The organism is Cytobacillus oceanisediminis (assembly GCF_004366035.1).
GTDB classification, from domain to species: domain Bacteria; phylum Bacillota; class Bacilli; order Bacillales; family Cytobacillaceae; genus Cytobacillus; species Cytobacillus oceanisediminis_C.
The window spans coordinates 522,339-547,795 of the sequence record NZ_SOEE01000002.1; the positions used below are offsets into that span (position 1 = coordinate 522,339).

26 protein-coding genes are annotated in these 25,457 nt (G+C 41.9%); all 26 read right to left on the minus strand.

What is annotated here, in order from left to right:
• Nucleotides 1-7: 7 nt before the first annotated feature.
• The 26 genes from hppD to DFO72_RS07045 all read right to left on the minus strand — a co-directional run bounded on the left by hppD (nt 8) and on the right by DFO72_RS07045 (nt 25,233).
• Entirely contained in the window at nt 8-1,123 is a 1,116-nt protein-coding gene (hppD, locus tag DFO72_RS06920; RefSeq protein WP_113880778.1) for a 4-hydroxyphenylpyruvate dioxygenase, read from the minus strand.
• A 114-nt stretch (nt 1,124-1,237) separates the two neighbouring features.
• Nucleotides 1,238-2,680, minus strand: a complete 1,443-nt coding sequence (gene lpdA, locus DFO72_RS06925) for a dihydrolipoyl dehydrogenase (RefSeq protein ID WP_113880777.1) — start codon at nt 2,678-2,680, stop codon at nt 1,238-1,240.
• Entirely contained in the window at nt 2,681-3,904 is a 1,224-nt protein-coding gene (locus tag DFO72_RS06930) for a dihydrolipoamide acetyltransferase family protein (RefSeq protein WP_113880776.1), read from the minus strand. It lies immediately after the preceding gene.
• Nucleotides 3,905-3,915: 11 nt separating this feature from the next.
• Nucleotides 3,916-4,911: an alpha-ketoacid dehydrogenase subunit beta gene (locus DFO72_RS06935; protein WP_113880775.1), complete on the minus strand. Its 996-nt coding sequence runs from the start codon at nt 4,909-4,911 to the stop codon at nt 3,916-3,918.
• Nucleotides 4,911-5,978, minus strand: coding sequence for a pyruvate dehydrogenase (acetyl-transferring) E1 component subunit alpha (gene pdhA, locus DFO72_RS06940; protein ID WP_113880774.1), 1,068 nt, complete (start codon nt 5,976-5,978; stop codon nt 4,911-4,913). Before pdhA ends, DFO72_RS06935 begins: the two co-directional genes overlap by 1 nt.
• Nucleotides 5,979-6,053: 75 nt before the next feature.
• A complete protein-coding gene (locus tag DFO72_RS06945) occupies nt 6,054-7,163 on the minus strand; it encodes a Leu/Phe/Val dehydrogenase (RefSeq protein WP_113880773.1) in 1,110 nt (369 codons plus the stop codon).
• 88 nt (nt 7,164-7,251) lie between these two features.
• Nucleotides 7,252-7,641, minus strand: coding sequence for a thioesterase family protein (locus DFO72_RS06950; RefSeq protein ID WP_113880772.1), 390 nt, complete (start codon nt 7,639-7,641; stop codon nt 7,252-7,254).
• A gap of 166 nt (nt 7,642-7,807) precedes the next feature.
• Nucleotides 7,808-8,602, minus strand: a complete 795-nt coding sequence (locus DFO72_RS06955) for an ABC transporter ATP-binding protein (protein ID WP_113880771.1) — start codon at nt 8,600-8,602, stop codon at nt 7,808-7,810.
• Nucleotides 8,577-9,608: an ABC transporter permease gene (locus DFO72_RS06960; RefSeq protein ID WP_113880770.1), complete on the minus strand. Its 1,032-nt coding sequence runs from the start codon at nt 9,606-9,608 to the stop codon at nt 8,577-8,579. Before DFO72_RS06960 ends, DFO72_RS06955 begins: the two co-directional genes overlap by 26 nt.
• Nucleotides 9,609-9,837: 229 nt before the next feature.
• Nucleotides 9,838-10,854, minus strand: coding sequence for an ABC transporter substrate-binding protein (locus tag DFO72_RS06965; RefSeq protein WP_113880769.1), 1,017 nt, complete (start codon nt 10,852-10,854; stop codon nt 9,838-9,840).
• A gap of 259 nt (nt 10,855-11,113) precedes the next feature.
• Nucleotides 11,114-12,064 (minus strand): NAD(P)H-dependent flavin oxidoreductase, encoded by a 951-nt coding sequence (locus tag DFO72_RS06970; RefSeq protein WP_113880768.1) that lies wholly within the window; start codon nt 12,062-12,064, stop codon nt 11,114-11,116.
• 145 nt (nt 12,065-12,209) lie between these two features.
• On the minus strand, nt 12,210-12,710 hold the full coding sequence (locus DFO72_RS06975) for a hypothetical protein (protein WP_113880767.1): 501 nt from the start codon (nt 12,708-12,710) through the stop codon (nt 12,210-12,212).
• Nucleotides 12,694-13,176: a hypothetical protein gene (locus DFO72_RS06980; RefSeq protein ID WP_113880766.1), complete on the minus strand. Its 483-nt coding sequence runs from the start codon at nt 13,174-13,176 to the stop codon at nt 12,694-12,696. Before DFO72_RS06980 ends, DFO72_RS06975 begins: the two co-directional genes overlap by 17 nt.
• Nucleotides 13,177-13,306: 130 nt before the next feature.
• Entirely contained in the window at nt 13,307-14,182 is an 876-nt protein-coding gene (paaX, locus tag DFO72_RS06985) for a phenylacetic acid degradation operon negative regulatory protein PaaX (RefSeq protein ID WP_113880765.1), read from the minus strand.
• Between the two features lie 185 nt (nt 14,183-14,367).
• On the minus strand, nt 14,368-15,570 hold the full coding sequence (locus tag DFO72_RS06990; RefSeq protein ID WP_113880764.1) for a thiolase family protein: 1,203 nt from the start codon (nt 15,568-15,570) through the stop codon (nt 14,368-14,370).
• On the minus strand, nt 15,567-16,433 hold the full coding sequence (locus DFO72_RS06995) for a 3-hydroxyacyl-CoA dehydrogenase (RefSeq protein WP_113880763.1): 867 nt from the start codon (nt 16,431-16,433) through the stop codon (nt 15,567-15,569). Before DFO72_RS06995 ends, DFO72_RS06990 begins: the two co-directional genes overlap by 4 nt.
• A 114-nt stretch (nt 16,434-16,547) precedes the next feature.
• A complete protein-coding gene (locus DFO72_RS07000; protein WP_113880762.1) occupies nt 16,548-17,321 on the minus strand; it encodes an enoyl-CoA hydratase-related protein in 774 nt (257 codons plus the stop codon).
• 18 nt (nt 17,322-17,339) lie between these two features.
• Nucleotides 17,340-18,119, minus strand: coding sequence for an enoyl-CoA hydratase-related protein (locus DFO72_RS07005; protein ID WP_113880761.1), 780 nt, complete (start codon nt 18,117-18,119; stop codon nt 17,340-17,342).
• On the minus strand, nt 18,112-18,420 hold the full coding sequence (locus DFO72_RS07010) for an EthD family reductase (RefSeq protein ID WP_113880760.1): 309 nt from the start codon (nt 18,418-18,420) through the stop codon (nt 18,112-18,114). The genes DFO72_RS07005 and DFO72_RS07010 overlap by 8 nt, the downstream gene beginning before the upstream one ends.
• A 184-nt stretch (nt 18,421-18,604) precedes the next feature.
• Nucleotides 18,605-19,102, minus strand: coding sequence for a 1,2-phenylacetyl-CoA epoxidase subunit PaaD (paaD, locus tag DFO72_RS07015; protein WP_113880759.1), 498 nt, complete (start codon nt 19,100-19,102; stop codon nt 18,605-18,607).
• Nucleotides 19,103-19,123: 21 nt separating this feature from the next.
• Entirely contained in the window at nt 19,124-19,924 is an 801-nt protein-coding gene (gene paaC / locus DFO72_RS07020) for a 1,2-phenylacetyl-CoA epoxidase subunit PaaC (RefSeq protein ID WP_243856097.1), read from the minus strand.
• Between the two features lie 13 nt (nt 19,925-19,937).
• On the minus strand, nt 19,938-20,288 hold the full coding sequence (gene paaB / locus DFO72_RS07025; RefSeq protein ID WP_113880757.1) for a 1,2-phenylacetyl-CoA epoxidase subunit PaaB: 351 nt from the start codon (nt 20,286-20,288) through the stop codon (nt 19,938-19,940).
• A gap of 25 nt (nt 20,289-20,313) precedes the next feature.
• Nucleotides 20,314-21,273 carry a 1,2-phenylacetyl-CoA epoxidase subunit PaaA gene (gene paaA, locus DFO72_RS07030; protein ID WP_113880756.1) on the minus strand — a complete coding sequence of 320 codons (960 nt, stop codon included), beginning with the start codon at nt 21,271-21,273 and terminating at the stop codon, nt 20,314-20,316.
• Between the two features lie 34 nt (nt 21,274-21,307).
• On the minus strand, nt 21,308-22,615 hold the full coding sequence (locus tag DFO72_RS07035) for a phenylacetate--CoA ligase family protein (protein WP_113880755.1): 1,308 nt from the start codon (nt 22,613-22,615) through the stop codon (nt 21,308-21,310).
• Between the two features lie 254 nt (nt 22,616-22,869).
• Nucleotides 22,870-23,835, minus strand: coding sequence for a hypothetical protein (locus DFO72_RS07040; protein WP_113880754.1), 966 nt, complete (start codon nt 23,833-23,835; stop codon nt 22,870-22,872).
• A gap of 327 nt (nt 23,836-24,162) precedes the next feature.
• Complete coding sequence (locus DFO72_RS07045) at nt 24,163-25,233, minus strand: glycosyltransferase family 4 protein (RefSeq protein ID WP_113883865.1); 1,071 nt, start codon at nt 25,231-25,233, stop codon at nt 24,163-24,165.
• Nucleotides 25,234-25,457: the final 224 nt, after the last annotated feature.

Genomic DNA, 25,457 nt, shown 5'->3' on the forward strand with positions numbered 1-25,457 from the left:
TTTCTATTTATAAATTCCCTCTTCTTTCCTGCTCACGTTCTATTGATTCGAAGAGTGCTTTAAAGTTGCCTTCGCCAAACCCACGTGCACCTTTACGCTGAATAACTTCAATGAATAGGGTCGGACGGTCTACAATCGGCTTAGTGAAAATTTGAAGCAAATACCCTTCGTCGTCACGGTCAACGAGAATGTTTAATTCTTTCAATTTATCAATCTCTTCATCAATCTTTCCTACACGCTCAGAAAGCATTTCATAGTAAGAATCAGGTGTGTTTAAAAACTCCACCCCATTCTTGCGGAGAATGCTGACAGTGCTGACGATATCCTCAGTCAGGATGGCGAGATGCTGCACACCTGGCCCGTTGTAGTATTCCAGATATTCCTCAATCTGGGATTTGCGTTTCCCTTCTGCAGGCTCATTAATAGGGAACTTTATCCTGCCGCCATTATGCATAACCTTGGACATCAGTGCGGAATATTCTGTTGTAATGTCTTTATCTGTAAAGTGCTTCATTTCCTTGAAGCCCATTACATTTGCATAATAATTCACCCATTCCTCCATTCTCTCTACATTTCCAACAACATGGTCGATTCCGATAAAACCGGCATCTTCAAATGGAACTTCAGTTTGATAAGGCTCAAAGCCAGGCATGAATACCCCTTTATAGTTATTTCGTTCGACTAATGTGTGAATTGTATCCCCATATGTACCAATAACTGCTTTTTTTACTGTGCCATGCTCATCCTTTATCTCAAAAGGCGGCTGTATTTCAATTGCGCCTCTTTCGACTGCAGCATTGTAGGCCGTTTCAACATCATCGACGGCTAAAGCAATATCCTTTACGCCATCCCCATGCTTTTTAATAAAATTCGATACTCTGGAACTGTCATTTAAAGTTCCGGTGATCACGAGACGGATCTTTCTTTGCTGAAGAACATAAGACACCGTTTCCCTATTGCCTGTTTCCAGACCAGAATAAGCAACTGGCTTAAAGCCGAAAGCCGTGCAGAAATAATGGCACGACTGTTTCGCATTCCCTGAGTAGATTTCTAAATAATCTACCTCCTTCACAGGAAAGAAATCGGCTTTTTTTTGTTCCCTTAACATTTTTTCATCTTGCATACTAACGCCTCCATTTCAAATATTATCAATATTTTGAATTTATCATAAATGAAATCTGCAAACGTTCTCAAGAGTTCAAGTTAAAGCTATAATGCACTTCTGCATTAAAGTAAGTCACACTTTTAATTTTTGCTCATTTTTGCTTTTGGGCGGGATGTGAATAGCCTGATTCCTTAAAGCTTCTACAGCTTCAAGCAGGCCTTCGTTTATACTGGGATGGGGATAGTTCGGGAAAATTAGATCTTCATCCCTAGCTGCCATTTCCAATGCCGTAATGCCGGCTGAAATTAGCTCTATAGCCCCAGTGCCTACCATGTGGATTCCCAGAAGAACTTGTTTTTCCTTGCAGCTGATCACTTTTATAAATCCTTCTTTTTTTCCGGCCAAAGTGCTAAATCCGTTGGCAGACATAGAAAATTGGCCAATTTCAATATCGTTGCCCATGTTAATTGCTTCCTTTTCCGTTAACCCGGCACTCGCAATAGGAGGCTGTGTATGAGCTACAATCGGAATGAAATGGAAATCGGATTGAGATTGAATCCCTGCAATTGCTTCTGCTGCTGTTTTTCCTTGTTTAATTGCTTTAACAGCAAGTGCAGGGCCTTCTGTGACATCGCCGACAGCAAAGATATGTTTCTGTGTTGTCCGGCTTTGAGCATCCACCTTTATAAACCCCGCAGCACATTGTTCAACCCCTATTCGGGATAGTCCCAGCTGATTGGTGTTTGGTCTGATTGTAGTAGAAACAAATAAATGTGTGCCTGAAATTGTTTCTATTTTTCCCTTCAATTCAAAAGTTACTGTAAACATGTCTTCCTTATGCTGTAATTCCAATACTTCCGAATTTTTTACAATGTCTATTTTTTTCTTTTTTAAAATTCTCTTCAGTTCCCGGCAAATGGATTGATCGAAATCAAAATCCTCTTTCCCATCATCAAGTATCATAGTTACTTTAGATCCCAGTGCCTGAAAAGCCATGCCAATTTCAAGCGCAATATAGTCACTGCCATAGATTAATAGTTTTTCGGGTATTTCACTCAAATCTGAAATGGAATGCTGATCAAATACCAGTTCACTTAACTCTCTGGCCCAAGGTGGTTTTTCAGGTGTTCCGCCGGTCGCAATGATTGCATTCCTGAATCTGAAAACATCAAATTTGTCTCCTTTTTCAACGCCAACCTTATCCTCAGACAGAAAAAAAGCTGAACCATTAAGTATCTCAATTTTATTGGCTTGGCAGAGCGCTTCAACTCCTGCACGGAGCTGTTCAATTTTCTGCTGTTTGTATTGCTGAAGCTTATTTAAATTAAATGATATACCTCCTCCTTCCAGCCCCCAATTTTCCCCCTCTTGAAATGAAGTGAATTTTTCTGCAGATTGTGTAAGGATCTTTGAAGGAATGCAGCCTTTATTTAAACAAATCCCGCCAAGCTGGTCCTGTTCAACCAAGGTAACACTGCGTCCGAGCTGTGCAGCACGGATCGCAGCATGATACCCTCCGGGGCCGCCGCCGATAATGATAACATCGCACTCATGTGCCAGTTCTCCAACTACCATTTATACCATCTCCAGAACAAGCATTTTCGGATTTTGAATCAATTCGGCAAACCGGTTTGTAAAACCTACAGCTGTCGCCCCGTCTGCAACTCTATGATCAAAAGACATAGATATATTCATCATTGACCGGATCACAATCTGATCATCGTCTGTGACAACTGGCATCTTTTTTGTTTTATGAAAAGATACCAGTGCGGTTTGCGGATGCTGAATAATCGGTGTCGCTCCAAAGCTTCCGCCGAGCGGTCCCACATTGCTGACCGTAAATGTCCCGCCAGATATTTCTTTTACAGAAAGCTTATTTCCCACCGCTTTTTCCGTGAGCTGTTTCATTTCAGCATGAATTTCTCTGATTGTCTTATTCTCAACATGCTTAATGACCGGAACGATGAGCCCCTCATCCGTATCAACCGCAATACCGATATGGTGTTCACTTGCCAAATGTATTTCTTCCTTTTCTTCATGCAGGACTGCATTGAACACAGGAAATTCTTTCAGGCAAATTGACAATGCCTTCAGGAAAAAGGCTGTTGCAGATATATTTTGGTTCAGAATTTTAAGATCTTTTCTGAAAGTGATCAGTCCGGTTACATCGATTTCTTCAAAATGGGTACAATGTGGAATGATAGAGAGGGACTGTGCCATTTTCCTGGCGATCTGTTTCCTTCTGCCCCTAAATGGAATGATTTCCTTGTCAGCAGGAGGGTTTATTAAAGTTTCCGTCACAACCGCTTGCTTCTGCTTAACTGGGTCAGGCTTACTCTGTGAGGATGCTAAGTATTGATAGATGTCTTCATCCAAAATACGGCCAGCAGGACCTGTCCCTGTAATATTCTCAATGTCTATCGAATTTTCCCTTGCTATTTTTCTCGTAAATGGAGAAGCAAGCACCCGTTTTCCTTTGAATGCGGCAAAAGATTCCAATGGCTCATGCAGCTTAGGAGAGTTTGCAGGATGAGAAGTGACCTTCACTTTCTCGATGCCATCATGTCCCGCCGCCTCTAAAATTAAAATGGTCGTCCCCACTGTAATCGTATCGCCAGGCTCCACTTTAAATTCCTTAATAATTCCCGCTCTGGGAGCAGGTATTTCAGCTGTCATTTTATCAGTCTGTACTTCAACTAGCGGATCATCGGCTTTGACTGCATCCCCTGGTTTAACTAAAAAGCAATTGATATCTGCTTCTGTCATGCCTTCTCCAATATCGTGAAGTTTCACTTCCACGGCTTCTCCTCCTAAAACTTCATAACTTTTTCTATTGCTTGCTGGATCCTTGCCGGAGTTGGCAGGTAATGGTCCTCAAAACCGAAATATGGCACTGGTGCATCAAATCCAGTAACCCGTTCAACAGGTGCTTTCTGATATAAAAACGATGTATCATTAATGATGGCAAGTACATCATTTCCTACTCCACCGGTAGCATGAGCTTCATGGACAATGACTGTTCTCCCTGTCTTTTGGACAGATTCTGCGATCATATCTTTATCCAGAGGGAAAAGGGTCCTTAAATCAATCACATCACAATGAGTGTTCTTTTCTTTCATCAGCTTTGCCGCTTTTATAGTCTCAGGCACCATGGCTCCCCACGTAATGACCGTCACATCATCACCCTCCATGAGCTTATTGCCTTTTCCAATTTCAATGCTATACTTCCCTTCAGGAACTTCCTCCTTGGCCGAACGATAACAGCGCATCGGCTCAAGATACAGAACTGGATCCGGGTCTTCAATGGCAGCAATCAGCAGCCCTTTCGCGTCATAAGGACTGGATGGGCAGACTACCTTAATGCCAGGCATATGAGTAAAAATGGCTTCCGTTGAATCACAATGAATTTCTGGAGCTCTAACACCAGCACCATAAGGAGCCCTTATAACCATCGGAACAGTAAAATGTCCCATCGTTCTCATTCGGATCCTCGACGCATGAGTCATGATTTGTTCATATGCAGGATAGATAAAACCCAGAAATTGAATTTCAATTACCGGTAAAAATCCATTTACAGCCAAGCCAATTCCCGCTCCGACAAAACCCGCTTCACTTAAAGGAGTATCAATAACACGGCCTTCGCCATACTTAGCTTGAAGACCATCAGTTGCACGAAAAACACCACCGTTCTTTCCGATATCTTCGCCCAGCAGCAAAACCTCTTCCTTTTCATTCAGCATGGTATCTAGTGCATCGGTAATGGCTTGAACTAACGTCATGGTCTTTGCTTCAACTGCCGTTTTCATTATCGGCCACCTCCCATCTGCTTCAGGTACTCCTCTTTCTGCTGCCTGATTTGCCATGTCGGCTCTGCAAAGACATGGTCAAAAATAACTGCTGGATCGGCAGGGGGAAAATCTTCCATTTCGGCTATAGCCTGATCTATTTCAGCTGCTGCTTTCTCTTCAATGGTCTGCACCCATTTCTCATCAAACCTACCCATGTTCTTCAACCAGCGCTCAAGTCTTAAAATGGGGTCAGCCTCTTGTCTTCTATTGCTGCTTTCGGATTGGTTACGGTACTTAGATGGATCATCTGCAGTGGTATGTGCCCCATATCGCCACGTAACTGCTTCGATTAGTGTCGGCCCTTCACCTTTACGGGCCCTTTCTAATGCATGTAAGGTTTCAAAATAAACCATGAAAACATCATTGCCATCGATTCTGACTCCCGGCATATCATAAGCCAGGGCTTTTTGGGCGATTGTTTTTGTATTCATCTGCTTGTTAAACGGAACAGATATGGCGTATTGATTGTTTTGATTAAAAAAGACAACCGGCGCTTTAAAAACGCTGGCGAAATTCAACCCTTCATGAAAATCCCCTTCGGAAGTTGCACCGTCTCCAAAATAAGCAATAGCAGCATTTACTGTGCCTTTTTTCCTTTCTGCGAATGCAGCTCCTGCCGCATGAGGGATTTGTGTCGCAATCGGGATGGCCGGTGGAAAAATTTTCTTTCCTTCAGGCGGCACACACCCTTCATTTCTACCGTTCCAAAACAACAGGATATTTCTCAGTGAGTGGCCAAAGGTCATAGCTGCTCCGTGGTCGCGATAGGTAGGAAACATCCAATCGTTCTCCCTCAGGGCAGCAGCAGATCCGACCTGGGAAGCCTCCTGTCCTTCGTAAGGTGCATATGTGCCTATCCTGCCCTGGCGCTGGAGTGAAATAGCCTTGCGGTCAAAAATACGGATTCTTACCATATGTCTATAAAACTCTTTTACAAGTTTTTCAGTTATTTTTTCTTCATAATCGGAATTGATGATGTGTCCATTTTCGTCCATTATCCGCCTGATCGGAAAGTGATTTTCCATCTTCTCACCCTTTGGCTAGTTAATTATTTTCAGCACTTTTATACAGTATATATGTTGTTATCCGAGCAAAAAAAATTAGGTTCTTACTGCCCACTTCGGGCGTTTCATATGGGAGAAAAAGCTATTTCTGCGTGTGCGCGCTTCAATACGGCTCTCGCAGAATTGGTTGGATGCTTCCACCGTTGTTATTCCATTTGCGTCAGCATGTTCGTAGATGTTCAGAAGAGAGTTATAAATAGCTTTTGTTTTGCGGAGTACCCTTTCTTTATTCGGTGTGTATAATTCGTCTGCGACCTGGATTAATCCCCCTGCATTCACAATATAATCGGGTGCATATAATATGCCCTTATCTTTAAGGATTTGACCATGGCGCATATCCTTAAGCTGGTTATTGGCAGACCCTACGATTGCTTTTACTTTAAGCAGGCCGATTGTGTCATCATTAATGATCCCGCCCATTGCACATGGAACAAAAAAGTCCGCCTGTGCCTCATATATTTCATTGCTGGAAAGTACCTTCACCCCGGCACCAATTTCTTTCGCTTTGCTGAGAAGCTGGTCGATTGCCTGCCGGCTGATATCTGTAACAAATAAATCTGCCCCTTCCTCCAGCAGTCTTTCTGCCACTTTATATCCAACTTTTCCAAGTCCCTGAATGGCATATCTTTTGCCTGAAAGGTCGTCTGCTCCAGTCAGTGCTTTATTGGTTGCCTGCAGGCCATAAATAACACCATGTGCGGTTGGTACCGAAGAATCGCCGCTTCCTCCATAAACCTCATCAACCCCTACAATGCAATTCGTTTCCTTTAGGGCATGAACAAAATCTTCTGTAGAAGTCCCCATGTCCGTTCCTGTATAGAAGCGCCCGTTCAATGATTCAACAAATTGGCCAAAGGCGCGGAATAGTTCGGGTGTTTTATCTTTTAATGGATCCCCGATAATGACAGCCTTCCCGCCTCCGAAGTCACAATCTGCAGCTGCACATTTATAGGTCATGCCTTTTGATAATCGGAGGACATCTTCAAGGGCATCATCCACACTGTTGTATGGAAACATACGGCAGCCTCCCAATGCCGGCCCCAATATGGTGCTGTGGATTGCAATGATTGCCTTCAACCCGGTAGATTCATCGTTGCAGAAAACGACTTGTTCATGATCTTTAATTTTCTGAAACATATCTGTCATTTCATTCTCCCCTTTATTTATGATAGCGCTTACAATAAAATTAAATTAAAATGCCTTTTTTTGTTTAGGCTCAGCTGCTTCTAATCTTTTAATCTCTCTTTAACATTTCTGCAATCCTGCTTTTCTTCAGAATTACCTGTTTGACTTCACCTTCGCCAGCCAGTATTTTTCCATTATGGACGGTAATAGTTGAGTAAACTGAATTTCCATCCAGCTTGGATACGGTTGCCGTTATAATAATGGATGATCCTTCAGGTGAAGGAGATAAATGCCTGGCAGAAACTGCTCCCCCCATCCCTTCTTCTTCCTCATCCAAGTAGGGGATAATCAGCAGGCGGGATGCCCATTCCATATGATAGATCATCGTTACGGTTGAATAGGCAGGATGAATGACCTCCCCTTCAAACTGTGCGAACATCTCAGGGGAAACCACCGCATGGACAACTGCCTGGTTCCCAATTTGCAGACCAGGTTTCATACCATCCCTCCCTGTTATACATGAAATATGTATGACGTTTATTTAACGATATGATACCATTACGTTAAATAAATAGTCAATAAATTGTAAAAACTTTAAAAATTCTTTTGATTCCCTTCCATGCAAAAAGGACTAACCAGCAAAATTGGCTAATCCTTTTTTTATTCTAAGAAAGCAAAGCACGATCACTTGCCATTTTTGTTCCGCGAATCCGCTGAAATTCGTTTAGCAGCTGTTCAATTGTCAGATGCTGTTTCTGTCCATCTTCCACTTCAAGAATAATCTGGCCTTTATCCATCATAATCAGCCTATTTCCTAAATCCAGCGCCTGCTGCATATTATGAGTGACCATTAAAGTGGTTAAATTGTACTTCTTAACAATTTCCTTGGTCAGATTCGTTATAAGCTCTGCACGAGCCGGATCAAGAGCAGCAGTATGTTCATCGAGCAAAAGAATGGATGGCTCTGTGAAGGTAGCCATTAATAATGAAAGTGCCTGCCGTTCGCCTCCTGATAATAAACCAACCTTTGCATTTAGACGGTTTTCAAGGCCGAGATGGAGGGTTTCCAGAACTTCGCGAAAATAGTCTTTGCGCTTTTTCGTAACTCCTTTTTTTAAGGTTCTTGTTTTATTCCTTGAATATGCCATGGCGAGATTTTCTTCAATTGTCATGGACGGAGCGGTACCAGCCATCGGATCCTGAAAAACCCGGCCTATGAGCTTTGCCCGATTATATTCAGACATGCCCGTGACATTTTGGCCATCGATATAAATGGAGCCGACATCAGGAATCATGACACCGGAGATAATATTCATTAAAGTGGACTTTCCTGCCCCATTACTTCCGATTACGGTTACAAAGTCCCCCTCATTCAATGTGAGATTGATCGTATCCAGTGCAATCTTTTCATCTGGAGTCCCTTCATTAAAGACTTTATGAATCTGATTTAATTGCAGCACCAGTCTCACCCTTTCCGCCTGATGGCAATTCACTTATGTTCATGCTTCCTGCCAGCCTTTTGGCTTTCCGTTTCTTCTCCTTTGTGCGGTCAATAATCTTCGGCATTATTAAAGCAAGGATTACAATTGTTGCTGTAATCAGCTTCATATCACCTGGTTCCAGGAACTCTACCCTCAGTGCCATGGTCACTACAATGCGGTATATTATTGCTCCGCCAATAACCGCGAGAGTAGTCCTGGCAATCGTTTTTGTGCCAAATAGCGCTTCACCGATGATGACTGATGCCAGCCCGATGATAATCATTCCGATCCCCATACCAACATCGGCGAATCCTCCTTGCTGTGCAATCAATGCACCGGAGAAAGCAACCATTGCATTTGACAGGCCAAGCCCTAAAATCACCATCATATTGGTGTTGGCAGAAAGACTGCGGATCATCCTCTTGTTATCACCTGTAGCCCTTAAAGCTAAACCAATCTCCGTCTGAAGAAACCGATCTGTCAAAAATTTTATTGCCAATGTTACAACTAACATAAATAGGATAATGCCCCATGTTCTTGGGAGGCTGCCGCCAAGTCCCGCCATGGTCAAAATACTGTTGAAAAAAGAATCAATTCCTGTTTTATCCCAAAAATCCCTGACATGTGTAATAGCAGTTTCTGTGTTCAAGAGCGGAACATTTGATTTACCCATGATACGAAGGTTTATTGAATACAGAGCAATCATCATAAGGATTCCTGATAACAGCGCATTGATTTTTCCGAAAGTATGAATAATACCAGTAAGGCAGCCGGCAATAAAACCTGCAAATAAGGCAGTGATCGTTGCCAGAAAAGGATTAGCACCGCTGACAATCATGGTTGCGGCTACCGCCGCTCCAGTCACAAAACTTCCATCGACCGTTAAATCAGGAAAGTCCAGGACCCTGAAAGATAAATAAACTCCAAGTGCCATAATTGCGTAAATAATGCCTGACTCGAACGCACCGAATATGGCTGTAAACACGAAGAATCACACCCTTTATAAATTAAATTAGAATTAAAATGCATTTAACGCCGATAACTGTCAAGATTCACAGGGAATGACCGACACCTCAATAAACATACGGTTAAAAGCATTAGCTTTTTGGAGAAGCGCCTCCCCCTCGAGGTGCTGGGAGCGGGTAAGGCGCTCTTGGCTTATAGCTTAAAATTCAGCCGGCTGGATATTGCACTGCCAGAGGGCGGATTTACACTTACTCTTCATGGAACTCAGCGAAATCTGCCCATTCTTCTTTTACTTCCAGTCCTTGTGCTTCAGCTGCTTTTTTATTGATAACCAGTTTGAGGCTTCCGGGAAGCTCAACCGGAATTTCAGATGGTTTTTTATTTCCTTTTAAGATCTCAGCGGCCATTTTGCCTGTCTGATAACCAAGATCAAAATAGTTGAATCCGCTGGCTGCAATAGCCCCGCGTTTCATGGAATCCAGTTCACCCACGAATAAAGGAATCTTTTTGCTGTCAGCGACAGAAATAACCGATTCAAGCGCAGACACAACCGTGTTATCTGTAGGGATATAAATGGCATCTACTCTTCCAACAAGAGAGTCGGCTGCCTGCTTTACTTCAGCAGAGGTTGAAACAGATGCTTCAACAATTTTTGCTCCTTTTGGTTCAGCAAGTTCTTTTACCTGTTTAACCTGAACCTCGGAATTTTGCTCTCCAGAATTATAAATGATGCCAATATTTTTAACACCCGCTTCATCAATCATAAAATCAATTGTTTTTGAAGTTCCTTCCGGGTGGTTATCAGTAGTACCTGTGATATTATCTCCGGGCTGATCGAAGGATTCAACAAGGCCGGCTCCAACCGGGTCTGTAACAGATGTGAAGAGAATTGGAATGTCCTTCGTCGCATTTAGAGCACTCACGGCACTCGGAGTAGCATTTGCAAAAATCATATCCACTTTATCGCCGACAAAATTATTTGCAATCGACTGCGTATTATTCATATCGGCCTGAGCATTTTGAAAATCGAATTTTACATTATCGCCTTCTTTAAAGCCTTCATCTTCCAGTGCTTTTTTAAATCCTTCTGTCGCAGCATCTAAAGATGGATGTTCAACAAATTGTGTGATGCCAATTGTGTATTGCTTCTTCTCATCTCCTCCAGAAGAAGAACCACTACCACTGGATTTTTCCTCTCCACAGCCGCTCAAAACAAGCATCCCTGCAGCCATTAATAAAGAAAGAGTTTTTAACGATTTTTTCATTATATGACCCCCTATTCAAATTTATTAACTATCAGATTGCTGATAGTTTAGATCCCTTATGTATGCGCTTACATCTCGAAGTGGAATCAGTACGCAAATTGGTTTTCACTATTTATATGATATTTACTTTCAATATCGTAAATACAACGTTATATTATCACCCTAAGTATCAGAGTGTCAATAATATTCTAAAAATTTAATATATTTTAATAAGTTATGATTACATAAAAAAGCAAGCAGGAATATTACTGCCTGCTTGCTAGTTTAATAGCTTTTTAGCCATATGAAGCTGAGTGTTAGCCTCCTCTATCATATTATCCAAAAGCTCCTTTACGCTTGGAAGATCAGCAATCAGGCCAGCTACCTGCCCGCTGTTCATGAACCCTTCATCACCGTCTCCTTTTATCGCTCCAATTTTATGATAGTCTTCTGAAGTGAGTTTATTAAACTCATCAGGACTGATGCCCTTTTTTTCGTAATCCAGCAATTTATTGGCATAACCGGTGGAAAGGACTCTTCGTATTCTGCCAACTGAACGCCCCACTATAAGGGTTTCATGATCGGATGCTTCAATAATTTTCTGTTTATACTGCGGATGGAATGGTGCTTCTTGGGTTGCTATGAATCTAGTGCCCATTTGCACACCGCTTGCCCCGAGTGCTAGCATGGCAGCAAGCCCTTTGCCATCACCGATTCCCCCGGCAGCCACGACAGGAACTGACACCACGCCTGTAATTTGAGGGATCAATACGAGTGTCGTGGTTTCAAGAGAACTATTGATTCCTGCTGCCTCATACCCTTCAGCAGCAATAATATCCGCGCCGGCTGTCTCTGCCTTCAGCGCCTGTCTTACCGAAGCAGCTACAGTTATAACTTTCACACCATTTTCATGCAGCTTAGGGATAAAAGGAGCCGGGTTTCCAGCCGAAAGGGATACGGCTGGAATCTTATGTTTAATTATAAGGGTAAGAATTTCCTTTACATATGGGGAGACACTTAATGCAACATTAACAGCAAATGGCTTATTTGTTAAACTTCTTGTTTCCTCAATTATCTTCTCAACTTCCTCAGGAGGCATTGTTCCTGCTCCAATGGTGCCGAGCCCTCCAGCTTCCGAGACCGCCGCTGTTAAAATGGCATTGCTAATATTCCCCATGCCGCCCTGAATAATTGGATATTTAATATTTAAAATGTCCGTTAATATATTCAACCAAATTCCTCCTCCGTCAAAATAATGTTATACTAATTTCAATAGTTTGACAATTAGAAACGCATATACTTAACAATGAAGGATGAGGTCAATGACTCAGGTAAAATACCCGTTTCAATCACATCGCCATTTTGCAGACAGGCCTCTATTCAGGCCCCTTTTCCATTTTTAGTGAAATTTTATAAAACATTATTTGCAGGGTCTGAACAAATGCATATATAGGGAAAGACCAGGCCATCTGATAGCCCTTTTCATAATGAAATATGCCGAGCTTAACAGAGAACCATTCAATCACAACAGCCAAAATAGACCAGAGGGTGACATACAGGATATTCATATATCCCTTTAGATTTAATTTCACATATAAATAAACGAAAAAGTAACTGTATGGCCCGTACATAATATAGCTCAAAAAATCAATGAATTGATATTTCGATGTATCATTCACATCATAAAAATCCCATGGCCCGACACTAATGGTGTGATCGAAGAACATCCCGATAAATATGCCGATGGTGATATGAACCGCCATTTCCAAGCCAGATAACTTTTTGGGCAGCTTCCATATAAGAATTAGCGATACCAGTAAATTGGCCAAAACAAACCATTCATTTGCGTCAAAAGCACTTTCATAAACCTTTACCATAATTAGTAGGCTCCTGCATTAGATACCTTATCCCCCTGGACAATCCGAGGCCGGCAATCAAGAAAGCCGTATTTCCTATGCCAGCTTTGAGTAAATTCCAGTTTAAATAGGTAATTACTCCGGACGCGAAGCTGAAAAGATCCATACCAAGAAGACAGATTAAGAAAATGGCGAAGACAGTTATCCTTTTTACACCAGATTGAGTTTTCCAATAAATATTTATAAACATAAGAACTAGAAAGGGTCCAATAATTTCACGATGAATCAAGAACACAATAAATAAAATAGAATCATCTGTAATATGAATCCACTTTAATTGCAGAGCAAGTATGGTTGTGTAATTTCGGGCTGCAATTGAAATTAGCATAAGAACCAGAGAGTTTTGCAAAAAGGAAAGCTTTTTTTCTATAACAAAAAAGAAACATAGTGTATAAAATGCAATTACAAGGGCTGCAGGCAGAACCATTAAATCACCTTAAGAGGCTTATTTTTAAATATCATCATACATATAATATTGTTTTGGTAAGATGCATTTATTCATTAATCCTAAGATTGTATAAATGAAAGAGCCATCCTGCCTGCAAGATGGCTCTTTCTCACTCAACCATATAGGGATGATTTAATGCGTCATAATCGGCATCCCTGTTTTTAAGTTCATTTCCTTCCTTAAAAACACTTTCAAAAAATCTTGATGCCGGTTCTGCCAGTTCTTTATAATATTCACTAAACAAAGCAGCAGCATGACTGCCGAGCCATTTATCCGGAAGAAGTTCTTCCGGAAGCCCCGGATCCACAAAGAGGAATTTCCGGTATTCATGCACAAGCTTTGTTCTTTCCACAAAACATTCTGCATTAGTCATATTCCCCTTCTGGATTTTATTTTTATCAATGATATATTTCTGGCTGTATTCGGAAATAAACTCCTGGTATCTTTCATTGATCTCTGTCAGGTTCCAGCTTTTTTCAACAATTTCGATATTTTTATGCGGACCTGCATACCTGGCAATAAAGAAATCAACATAGTCGGCAATTTCATATTTCTCAATCAAATCAAAAACTTGTTTCTCAAGATTATTAGCTGAGATCCAGCAGCTGCTGGACATGGAGCCAAAACCGCTCCAAACAAGTTCCTTCCGCAATTCATCCCGTACATTGCGGATTTCCTCCGGAATAGTATACATGAGTATGCGCCACTTGCCATCCCACTCTTCAGGTTTTAATTTAAAAATGCGCTTAGCCGCTTCCTCAATTCTTTTTTGCCCTCTTGGCGTTAGGGAGTAATAGCTTTTATTGCCGATCTTTTCTGCGCTCACCCATCCCTGCTTATTCATTCTTGAAATAGCTGCTCTGACAGACTGATCATTATGACCAAATTCGCTTAAAAGCTTTATTAGGCTTCCAATCCAAATTTTGCTTCCATAATGTGAAATATAATCGCCATAAAGTGTGAAAATCATTGACCTTGTATTCAACTTGCTTTCATCCTCATTTCATCATGTAGGTTGAACGGAAAAAATTCGTTATATACAATTGTACTAAAATTAGATAGTTTTGAACAATACTTTTTCGGCATACTAAATAATTTGACTGCCTCTGCCTTTATACATCATCGCTTTAAAGTCTTTATTAACCCTAAAAACCATAGAGTAAAAAGTCTCTATGGTAAGCGCTCGACGATTGTAGAAATCCCCTGGCCAACTCCCACACACATCGTTGCCAGGCCGTATATTGAATTCCTGCGCTTCATCTCATGTAATAAAGTTGTCAGAATACGGGCACCGCTCGCTCCAAGCGGATGGCCAAATGCAATCGCTCCACCATTTACATTTACCCGCTCCGGATCTGCACCAAGTTCTTTTATGCAGGCTAGGGATTGAGAGGCAAAAGCTTCATTTAATTCGGTTAAGTCTATATCATTCATCGAAAGACCAGCCCTCTTCAAAGCTTTCTGAGTGGAATAAATAGGACCTGCCCCCATAATCGAAGGCTCAAGCCCTGCTGTTGCCGATACAATATAAGTTCCAAGGGGCTGTAATCCAAGTTCACTCGCTTTTTCCTCTGACATCAGCAGCAGTACAGACGCACCGTCGTTAACACCCGAAGCATTGCCCGCCGTTACAGTTCCGCTCTGAAAAATGGGTTTTAAGCTTGAGAGCTTTTCAAAAGTAGTTTCCGGACGGGGATGCTCATCACGCGAAATCGTTATCTCATTCCCTTTTTTATCCATATATGTAACAGGAATGATTTCATCGTCGAATTTTCTTTTTTCAATGGCTGATTTTGCTCTCTTCTGGCTTTCCATAGCAAACAGATCCTGTTCTTCACGAGATATGCCATACTTATCTGCAACATTTTCTGCTGTCTTGGGCATGCTTTCAGCACCGTACATTTCCTCAAGCCTGCGGTTTGTAAATCGCCATCCGATGGTTGTGTCATACATCTCCATATTCCCTCTTGGAAACTCGCTGCTTGGCTTTGCCATGACAAATGGTGCACGTGTCATGCTTTCCGTACCGCCTGCAATAAAAATATTTCCTTCTCCGGCTAAAATGGCCCGTGCAGCATAATTAACAGCGTCCAAACCGGACCCGCAAAGCCGGTTAACTGTTGAAGCAGCCACTTCGACAGGCAAACCGGCAAGCAAAGCTGCCATCCTGGCCACATTGCGGTTATCTTCTCCTGCCTGATTGGCATTTCCCAGTATGACCTCTTCAATTTCTGCAGGATTCACCATCGGATTTCTATCCAGCAGCGCCCTAATGACGATAGCTCCCAAATCATCCGGCCGGATATCCTTTAACCCGCCTTTATATCTTCCGATCGGAGTCCTGACAGCATCCACAATTACTGCTTTTCTCATTGCTTAACTCCCTCTCTGGCAATGTAATCATAGACACCCCTGCCCGTTTTGCGCCCAAGCCTTCCAGCTTTGACATATTGCTCAAGGAGCGGTGCCGGCCGGTATTTTTCTCCCAGCTTGCTGTGAAGGTATTTTAAATTATTCAGGCGCGTATCGAGGCCGACAAGATCGCCAAGTTCGAATGGCCCCATCGGATAATTCAGCCCAAGCTTAATTGCCTTATCAATTTCTTCAGGTGTGCCGAGACCTTCCTGAAGCATATAAAATGCCTCATTTCCTACGAGCGCACTTATTCTGCTTGTTACAAATCCTGGAAACTCATTAATGACTACGGTTTCTTTTCCCATCTGCCCGGCAGCACGTTTAATTGACTGCGCTGTTTCTTCGCTTGTTTCAAGCCCTTTAATAATTTCAACAAGCGGCATTTTATGGACGGGATTAAAGAAATGCATGGCAATCACTTTGTCCGGACGTTTTGTAAAGGATCCAATCTCGGTTGGACTCATGGTAGAGGTGTTTGTTGCAAAACAGCAGTGCTCAGGTGCGTGCTGATCAATGACCTCAAAAATATTTCTCTTAATATCCATCACTTCTGGGACTGCCTCAATAACAAGATCAGCTGCACTTACATGCTGAGCCAGACTGACAGAATAGGAAAGGCGATTTTTGCCTGCTTCCATATCAGCGGCTGTTATTTTATTCCTGGCGATTCCTTTTTCAAAGATACTATCAATCTCTCTTTCCGCTTGGGTTAATTGTTCCCGGCTGATATCTACAAGAGTGGTATAAAATCCTCCGACAGCACTGACATACGCAATCCCGCGTCCCATTACGCCTGAACCGATTACGACTATATTTTTCATGGTGTAATCCTCCTCTCAATTTAAAAAAAGACGAGCACCCGAAACGAGATGCTCGCAAGAAGAACAAAACGGGCAAATATTTTAATAGTTTCTAAATTTTAATCCAGCAATGGTCTATTTCCCTTGAAACACAGGCTTTCGCTTTTGCATAAATGCGGCTACACCTTCTTTATGGTCAAGAGTAAGGCCAGCCATCCGCTGTCCCTGTGCGTCTCTCTCCAAACATTCCTCTAAAGTGGATTCCCAGCTCGCTTTCAGGTTTTTCTTTATTATTGCAATGGCCGCTGTCGGCATGCCGGCAAGCCTTTCTGCAAAAGCAGTTATTTCATCCTGCCATTTCTCCATAGGAATTACCTTAGTAGCCAGGCCTAGCTCTTTGGCTTCCTGTGCATTAACCTTTTCACCAAGCACGGCAAGCTCCATGGCTTTCGCATGACCGACCAGCTTTGGCAGAAAGTAGAGGTTCCCGGCATCAGGCACCAGCCCAACATGGATAAAAGCTTCTAAAAAACTGGCTTTATCAGATAGGAGCCTGAAATCGCATGCTAATGCGAGACTCATGCCTGCACCTGCTGCCACCCCATTGACCGCAGCGATAACCGGCTTCTTGCATTTATGAAGCTCCAATACCATTGGATTATAGAATCGGCGGAGTACTTCGCCGTGATTCATATCCTCATTTACCCCCTGAAGGTCCTGGCCAGAGCAAAAAGCACGTCCTTCACCTGTAATAACAAGACATCGGACTTCGTTATCCCGGCTTGCCAGTTTTATGGCCTGCTGAACCTCTTTATTAAGCTGTTCTGTGAATGCATTCAGTTTATCCGGGCGGTTTAATGAAATCCAAGCAACACCGTTTGCGACCTCATAATTCACCGTTTCAAACATTTGCTATGTACACCCCCTTTACTTCCCTTTAAATTGCGGCTTGCGTTTTTCAATAAAGGCACTCATTCCTTCTTTTTGATCTTCTGTCGAAAATAATAAATAAAAATTCTTCCGTTCAAATTCCATTCCCTCATTTAAAGAAGTATCTACTGCTTTAAGGACTGCTTCCTTTATGAGGCGTATAGCAATTGGCGCCTGATTGGCAATTTGTTCAGCCACCTTCATCGTTTCTTCCAAAAGAAGCTCCTCTGATATAAGCTGGTTGACGATGCCATGTTGAAACGCTTCTTTGGCATTGATTCTTTTGCCGGTAAAAAGCCATTCCATTGCTTTCGTTTTTCCGACAAGCTTAGTAAGCCTCTGCGTTCCGCCTGCACCTGGCATTACTCCCAGGTTTACCTCAGGAAAGCCAAATTCCGCGTTATCAGCTGCATAAAGCAAATCACAGCATAAAGCAAGCTCAAAGCCCCCGCCAAGGGCAAAACCATGAACCGCCCCGATAATCGGTTTCTTGATCATGGCAAGGCGATCCCAATCCTTAAATTGATTGCGAAGCTCAAAATCTATTGCCTGGTCGTTTGCCATCTCATCAATATCTGCTCCGGCTGCAAAGGCTCTGCCATTTCCGCTTAATACGATAGCCTTAATGCTGCTGTCAGCCTCAAACCCTTCCATCGCATCCAGAATCTCTGAAACCATGGGGCGGTTGATTGCATTTAAGACTTTTGGCCGGTTTAATGCAATTAAACCAAGCTTTCCATGCTGTGAAACTTCAATAGCTTCATAGCTTTTACTCATCTGCTTCCTCACCAATCATAAGTGTGATAATATCACCTGCAAATTTCATGGCGTCTTTTCCTGATGCCTTGCCTTCATCTGTTCTCATAGCCTCCTGTAAAGCTTCATGGCTGTCATAGTACATTTCGCACATCAAATAGTACTTCCCTTCGCCCCCCATAGGACTGCCAACAATTTTTGTAACCTCCATTTTGCGGAGACCCGGAATTTTGGCTGTAAGCGGCGCGTGCGCATTAAAATAATGGTCATCAAATGCCTCCTTATTTTCAGGGTGCTTATAAAGAGCGATTAATTTTACCATTTGTCAACTTCCTTTCAGGTTTAGTGGATTTGATTCATTTAATAGTATTCCCGGAGCCGGATTCATATGTTATTTGTGTTATCTCCAGGAATTTTTCATGGAAGGATTAACAGTTTTCCAGCATCTTAAAAATAGCATTAGACACATTGACCGGCTTTTATAACAGATTCGAAAGTCCTTATAGCTACATCATCGTTGATACAGGCTTCATAGCTTCAAAGGGGTTCCTGCAGGATTTGCAGTATAAAATGCTGCGGCAGGCCGTAGGGCCAAACAGGTTATCCATTGTCGTATATGTGGACCCGCAAAATGGGCAATCCACATGCCATTCACCTGTTTCACTTATTAATTGTGGAGGCGGCGCAATCCCGAATTCCTTTAGCTTTAACCTTCCTGTTTCTGTTACCCGGTCAGAAGTCCAGGGCGGATGATAGATAAACCGGACTTCTATTTTTTCAAATTTCCCTGCCTTGAGTATTTCGGTTTCCACGTTTTTTCGAATGATATCCAGTGCCGGGCATCCCATAAAGGTAGGCAGGAGTTTAACCACTGCTGAATTGCCTTCCACCTCAATCTGCTCCAGCATTCCTAAATCAACGATGGAAATGGTATCTATTTCAGGGTCCTTAACATTATGAAGCGCTTCCAACGCGTTTTTTATCAACTTTTGATTCTGCTCCATTTACATCACCCTTTAAAAAACTTACCAGCTTGCAGCTGGATTTATGTTATACACCTCGCTCAAAGTAGCTAATGCAGCATCAAGGTCGGCTGTATGCTCTCCTATACGGCCATTTCCATTTTTCATTGCAAGGTCTGCCTCTGAGACTGCCAGATTGATAGATTCAAAAACAGGCTTCATGATAAGCAGCCATCGCTGTTTTAACACTTCTTCCGGTTCAATGAGACCATGGTCCGCCATATCTTTTGCCAGCGGTCCCAATGTTATGACTCCTTCAAAATCAGCTAAAACCTTCCCAACGGCTGCTTCCATCCTCGTTCTGGCTTCCCCGCCAGCCTGCATCAGCTGGATAAACCATGTTTTCCAGTGAAGGAGATGATAATAAAGCTCCATATTAACCTTTAATGCCAACTCGGCTAAAGGCTGATAAGAAGAATTTTTTAGAGAGTCCAATCTGATTTTCTTTGATTGGATATAAAAATAATTTCTTGCTACCGCGAATGCCCAGTCATATTGTGCTGCAGACAAGTAATGACCTGGACCATTTACCGCTTCCAAAAGGACCGCATTTCTCCTTTCGGCCGCTTTTCTTGCATGGGCAAGACTGTCTACTTTGCCTTCTCCAAGATCCTCAAGCAGCTGATAAAACATGGCAGCATGGCCCATGGTATCCTGGCTGATGGATGAAAAGGCGACATCCTCCTCTATATGAGGCGCCAGTCCAAGCCACTCAGAACCCCGGTAAGCAAGAATGAAGTCATCGTCAGCCAGCTGATATAATAATGATGTCAGTGCCGGCATAACCTTAGCATCGATTGGCATTTTATTAACTGGCTCAGTCACCTTTCTTCATCCCTCCCCATGATAGAATTTCCTTTTCATCAAGCATTTCCTGCTCGTAGTGGCGCCACTTTTTCTTCAAATATCCGTATCCTTTTGTCGTGCGGTAATCTTTGTTGTCCAGACGCTGAAGTGATTGCTTTTCTTCTGGTGCCAGCTTCCGGATATCAGATCGTTTGACGATCCAGATATCAGCAACCGGTTCTCTCCTCATAAAATTTTCCTGTGCCATGACGAGTGCGAGCTCGCGATTTGGTGCCAGCAGGGAAAATTGATATTGCAGAGGCGAGGTATCGGTTCTTTGACTAAAGACTTCGAATTCCTGATAAAATCCTTCGTTTCCCAAAGGAGACCCCTCCCATCTGAACGGTTTAGTTTGCAGTATTGAGAGCTTCGTGCACCCATTTGTTAGTCTCATAAGCTTTGCGGCGGAGTCCGAGTCGCTCCTGAGATTTTGGCCCATTATTTTTAATAATGTCCTTGAACTTATTCCAGTCAGGCTGCCTATAGACCCAAAGCTCCTGATCCTGGTCAAAATGCATTGTCTCATCCGGCAGTTTGAGTCCAAGTGAGAGAACGCGGGGAATATACTTTGTAAAAAAGTCCTGTCTTAAGTCTTCGTTCGTCTTTGTCCGGATTCTATATTTTATCGTTGTATCCTGTTTGGAAGTGCCGGTAGTAGAGGCATCACCGGGACCAAAGAACATTAACAGCGCTTCCCACCAGCGGTTAACCGCTTCCTGAACCATCACTTTCTGCTCCTCGGTTCCTTCTGCCAGCGCCATAATGATTGCTTCACCATGCTGGGCATGAAAAACCTCTTCCGCGCAAATCCGTTTAAGCGCTCTTGCATAGGGCCCATATGAAGCATTAAGCATATTGGTTTGGGTAATGATAGCAGCACCGTCAACCAGCCAGCCGATGAGCCCGGCATCCCCCCAGGTTGGAGCCTCCATATGAAAAACATTGTGGAATTTCAGTTTTCCGCTGAATAAATCCTGCATAATATCTTCTCTAGTTTTGCCGAGAGGCTTCATTAAATCTTCTGCTACACGGAGCAGCAGCTGTCCATGTCCCATCTCATCCTGCACCTTTGCCATGATTCCAAGCTTGCGTTTTAAGGAAGGAGCTTTTGGCACCCACTCCTTTTCAGGAAGTGCTCCCATAATTTCACTGATGCCATGCATCGAAATCAATTTGATTAATGTCATTCGGTAATCTTCGGGCATCCAATCATCCGCTTCAATTTTTTCTCCTGCATTTATTCGTTTCATGAACTGCTCGTATTTTTGTTCTTCTGTCATCTCTTGAAAGAAAAGAGCTTCTGACATGTGATTCACCCCCAGTGAGTTAAAAATTATTCCTTCAGGTTACTGCATTTTTCTCTGCCGGATTTACAATTCTGATAGCTTTCCCTTCCGATCTCGGCAGCGTTTTCGGCGGATGGAGAACAAGTCCAATGGTAATAAAGCAATTTTGCTTCACCGCTTCCTTGATCTTCTTTTTCACATGTTCTGCTTCTCCCATATCTCTATAAAACTCTTCGCTCCATTCAGCATGAAGCTCCAAAACTTTTAAACTTCCCTTGTTATACACTTGGATATGGTAGTGGGGAGAAAGCTCAGGCATCTGAAGAATGCACCGTTCAATTTCGGAAGGAAAGACGTTTACACCATTCACATTAAGCATATCGTCTATGCGGCCTTTCACACGGCTCATGCGAAGCGTAGTTCTCCCGCAAACACACTTCTCTTTAGAAAGGGAGGCGATATCACCCGTTCGGTAGCGAATTACCGGAAAAGCTTCCTTCGTTAAACTTGTAAAAACAAGCTCGCCTTCCTGTCCGTTTGGAAGCGGTGTCATTTTTTCCGGATCGATCACCTCTGCATAAAAATGATCCTCTGCAATGTGCAGGCCATCCTGCGATTCATGGCATTCCATGGCTACACCTGGTCCAAGAACTTCACTCAGTCCATAAATATCGCATGCTTTAATCCCAAGCTTAGCTTCTAGAGTTTTCCTCATTTCTTCAGACCAGGGCTCTGCCCCAAGAATCCCATACTTTAATGGTGTATTGGCCGGGTCTATTCCCCTCTCTTCCATCTTCTCTGCTAAATTGAGGATGTAGGAAGGAGTTCCGCAAATAACTTCTGGCTTAAAGTCTTGAATCAGCATAATTTGTCTGTCAGTATTTCCTCCAGAAACAGGTACGGTAGCCATGCCAAGCTGTTCGCTGCCATAATGCAGTCCCAATCCACCTGTAAAGAGACCGTATCCGTAAGCATTATGCAGTGTCTGACCAGGTTCGCCTCCTCCGATTGAGATTGCCCTGGCTATCAGATTGCTCCACATTTTGATGTCGTTTCGTGTGTAGCCCACTACAGTCGGCTTTCCGCTCGTTCCCGATGAAGCGTGCAGACGGACAATTTCTTTTCTATCCACAGCAAAAAGCCCGAATGGGTAATGTTTCCGCAAATCTGCTTTAACAGTAAAGGGGAGCTTTTGAATATCATTCAGGCTGATAACGTCTTCAGGTGTATTATTACTTTCCAAAAACTTTTTCCGATAAAAAGGCACATGATTAAATACTCTTTCCACTGTCTGCTTGAGCCGGTCCAACTGCAATTGTTCTATAAAATCGCGGCTTTCCGTTTCGATATCATGCAGAATCAAGACATGACCTCCCAGATTATCATCATATTAAGATAATAATTTTGTATAACGTAAAAATATCGTAACATGAAATATGTGTTATATATTTAACACAAAGATACCGTGTGAACAGGAAAAAGTCAACTTATTTTCTGAAAATTTACTCATTTATTTGAAAAATAATAAAAAGACCTAGCCCGAGGGCTAGGACCATTCTATTAATATTTATAAATGAATGTTATCTTAACTTCCCTATAGAAATGAGGGTGTCTCCTTTATACGTTATGAATAGAATAGATAGCGTTCATTCCATAATCCTCAAGCTGCTGATCCCAAAGATGCTTTCCCTTTTTTAAGTCATAACAGGCAATTCTTGTTGGCAGCATACCATATTGCCCTTCCCAAACGAATGTTCCGTCTTTTTGCTCCTTTTTCGAAGGTCTTATTCTTGTAAAACCAACTATTACCCTATGATCATCTACCACTTTAATTCCTCTGCACCAACCTAACTGTTTGCTAGTATTGGTTATTTTATTTAAATCAACTACTTGTTTTACATGAAGGGTATGAATATCAACGATAACAATCTTCCCGTTTACTTGCGTAAAGTAGATCAAATCCCCGACCACAATACCATCATGCACATAGGCACTGCCAATTTTAATTTGTTGATTAGGCTTCGTTAAACAGATTGCATCTTGTTGAAGACAACGAGTCACCCATACATCCTCCCCGAGTTGAAATATAAAGTTAGGATGTGATTGATGTGGTTTAGTGGTGGGTACTTTACGGTAATCGATCGAATGGGAAAATCTTTTCCATGTATCTTCCCCTATTACATTCCATTCATTTAGAATTTCACCTGTTATTAATACCTCTGATACCATATCCAAACCGGTATTTGCAACAAGTAAACTTCCTTTTGCTGTAGGTTTCACATGGTGAATATCATTAAAGCACGGATGTGATAGGTATCCCACTTTTCGAAAGTCCGGAAGGGTATATATCAATATTTCTGTCTGTGTGCCTACATATAGATGGTTATTTTTTATAGTCCCTGCGGTAAACGAAATGGAAGGTTCTTTATCTGGAAGCACTTCTGGAGGTGATGTATATTCAAGGCATTTCTCAATAAGGTTTTTTACTGGTGAAACCTTTAGAATCAAACCTTTTTGATATTGCTCCCAATTTTCATAGATACCGTTCTTTTGTTGAGCTCCAACCACATAATATGTTTCCATTCTTGTCACCTTCTATCCATTACTTATCAATTTAATCACTAAAGTGGAAAATTCACTTTTATATAACAAAGGTTTCTCAGAGCATCTGAAAAACACAATTAATCGTTATAATATAATATATTAATAGAGTGAAACTAATGTATAGGTCAAATCATTAATTCCATATAAGAACTGTAAAATTAATTTCTCATGCTATTTCCATTTAATCTATACCAGGAGGTAAAATTATCCATTCCTCTATTACAGTAAAGGGTATACAGCAATCACCACTGAAATTATGCAAAAAAAAATCCTCGAGAAGGACTCCTTAGATCTTAGTTAAGGGTTTTATTTTGTTGAGATTCCTAGACAATTAAGCATAGTTGTAAAGTTCGTTCGATATCTTTCTAGACTGAAATTATTTTGTACATGGGTTAAGGCTTGCTGTCTAATCTTCTCCCTTAGTGTTAAATCTGTCATCAGCTGTTTCGCCTGCTTGAAAGCGTCATCAACATGACCAATATTATAGTACTTTCCGGTTTCATCTTGAACCACCATCGTTTGTATACCATCGCAGTCTGTAGTAAGGACAGGACAAAGACTGCTCATAGCCTCCAAGGGTGCATATGGAGCTCCTTCTACTTTAGAAGTGATACATAAAAATCCACCTGAATCCCCTATTTTAGAGAAATAATGGCTCATTTCCGTATTTGGTATATTTGCATGAATGGTTAAGTGATTGTCTAAGTTCAGCTGTTTTACCATTGATTGAAAAAGGATGCGTTCTTCTGGATGGGATAATGTTGGGTCTTCAAACATATAGAGTTCTATATTCGGGTTATCTTGAACTAGTCTTTGACCGATTAACAAAAATTCTTTCCAATTTTTGTTATCTTCAATGCGTCCAATCCAAGCTGCTATTGGCCTAGGGTGTTTGGGAAGATTTTTATATGCATACTGGGTCCAGTCTAAACAGTTGTTAAAGTTAAATTTGGGAATAGCAGGGTAAAGTTCGTTAAATAATTTAGTAATATGTGGGGTTCTAGGGTTTAAAAGCCCATCTGCATATTTAGAAATGATTGGTTTAGCTTTTGTTAAAAAACGGCTTGCTTGATCTTTTGACCCAAGCCCCTGAATTTCATAGATCAACTTTCCTTTAAATCCCATATTTCGCAATCGCGGCAATGTTCCGAAGTCTGATATTATGACAGCGGCATCATAGTTTCCTTCAGATATAATATGCTTGATCCTTGCATCTTCGTTTGTAATATAAACTGGAGCACGGTGGTCGTTTACCAGTGTTCTTTGTTTCCGAAAATAAAGAAATTCACATTGAAAATTTTTAAGAGCCGCTTGCCGCTGGCGGTTATGTGTCTCAACACCTCCACTTGGCAAATAGTAAACAAATAAAATCTTCATGAAAAACCTCCATTTCTCCATTTATATATGACTTAAATTCCTTCTTCTAAGTTTTTATTATGGTATCGGACCGTATTTATCATTTCGAAAAATCAGTTGTTATTGCCCTTTCCCTTCCTTGTGAAGTGGTACACTTTAACATATGTAAAATATGAAAAATGGTTCACAGCTGTCTAAACTATGAATATTCAATACATACCAATGCTCCGAAATAGCAGAGCCTA

Bases quoted from the DNA above. Each gene is read 5' to 3' on its own strand.
- hppD (WP_113880778.1), bottom strand. From the start codon at position 1,123: ATGCAAGATGAAAAAATGTTAAGGGAACAAAAAAAAGCCGATTTCTTT.
- lpdA (WP_113880777.1), bottom strand. From the start codon at position 2,680: ATGGTAGTTGGAGAACTGGCACATGAGTGCGATGTTATCATTATCGGC.
- DFO72_RS06935 (WP_113880775.1), bottom strand. From the start codon at position 4,911: ATGAAAACGGCAGTTGAAGCAAAGACCATGACGTTAGTTCAAGCCATT.
- pdhA (WP_113880774.1), bottom strand. From the start codon at position 5,978: ATGGAAAATCACTTTCCGATCAGGCGGATAATGGACGAAAATGGACAC.
- DFO72_RS06945 (WP_113880773.1), bottom strand. From the start codon at position 7,163: ATGACAGATATGTTTCAGAAAATTAAAGATCATGAACAAGTCGTTTTC.
- DFO72_RS06950 (WP_113880772.1), bottom strand. From the start codon at position 7,641: ATGAAACCTGGTCTGCAAATTGGGAACCAGGCAGTTGTCCATGCGGTG.
- DFO72_RS06965 (WP_113880769.1), bottom strand. From the start codon at position 10,854: ATGAAAAAATCGTTAAAAACTCTTTCTTTATTAATGGCTGCAGGGATG.
- DFO72_RS06975 (WP_113880767.1), bottom strand. From the start codon at position 12,710: ATGGTAAAGGTTTATGAAAGTGCTTTTGACGCAAATGAATGGTTTGTT.
- DFO72_RS06980 (WP_113880766.1), bottom strand. From the start codon at position 13,176: ATGGTTCTGCCTGCAGCCCTTGTAATTGCATTTTATACACTATGTTTC.
- DFO72_RS06990 (WP_113880764.1), bottom strand. From the start codon at position 15,570: ATGAGAAAAGCAGTAATTGTGGATGCTGTCAGGACTCCGATCGGAAGA.
- DFO72_RS06995 (WP_113880763.1), bottom strand. From the start codon at position 16,433: ATGAAAAATATAGTCGTAATCGGTTCAGGCGTAATGGGACGCGGGATT.
- DFO72_RS07000 (WP_113880762.1), bottom strand. From the start codon at position 17,321: ATGTTTGAAACGGTGAATTATGAGGTCGCAAACGGTGTTGCTTGGATT.
- DFO72_RS07005 (WP_113880761.1), bottom strand. From the start codon at position 18,119: ATGAGTAAAAGCTATGAAGCTATTGAAGTTTCACAGCATGGAAAGCTT.
- DFO72_RS07010 (WP_113880760.1), bottom strand. From the start codon at position 18,420: ATGGTAAAATTAATCGCTCTTTATAAGCACCCTGAAAATAAGGAGGCA.
- paaD (WP_113880759.1), bottom strand. From the start codon at position 19,102: ATGGAGCAGAATCAAAAGTTGATAAAAAACGCGTTGGAAGCGCTTCAT.
- paaC (WP_243856097.1), bottom strand. From the start codon at position 19,924: ATGCCAATCGATGCTAAGGTTATGCCGGCACTGACATCATTATTATAT.
- paaA (WP_113880756.1), bottom strand. From the start codon at position 21,273: ATGTCAGAAGCTCTTTTCTTTCAAGAGATGACAGAAGAACAAAAATAC.
- DFO72_RS07040 (WP_113880754.1), bottom strand. From the start codon at position 23,835: ATGGAAACATATTATGTGGTTGGAGCTCAACAAAAGAACGGTATCTAT.
- DFO72_RS07045 (WP_113883865.1), bottom strand. From the start codon at position 25,233: ATGAAGATTTTATTTGTTTACTATTTGCCAAGTGGAGGTGTTGAGACA.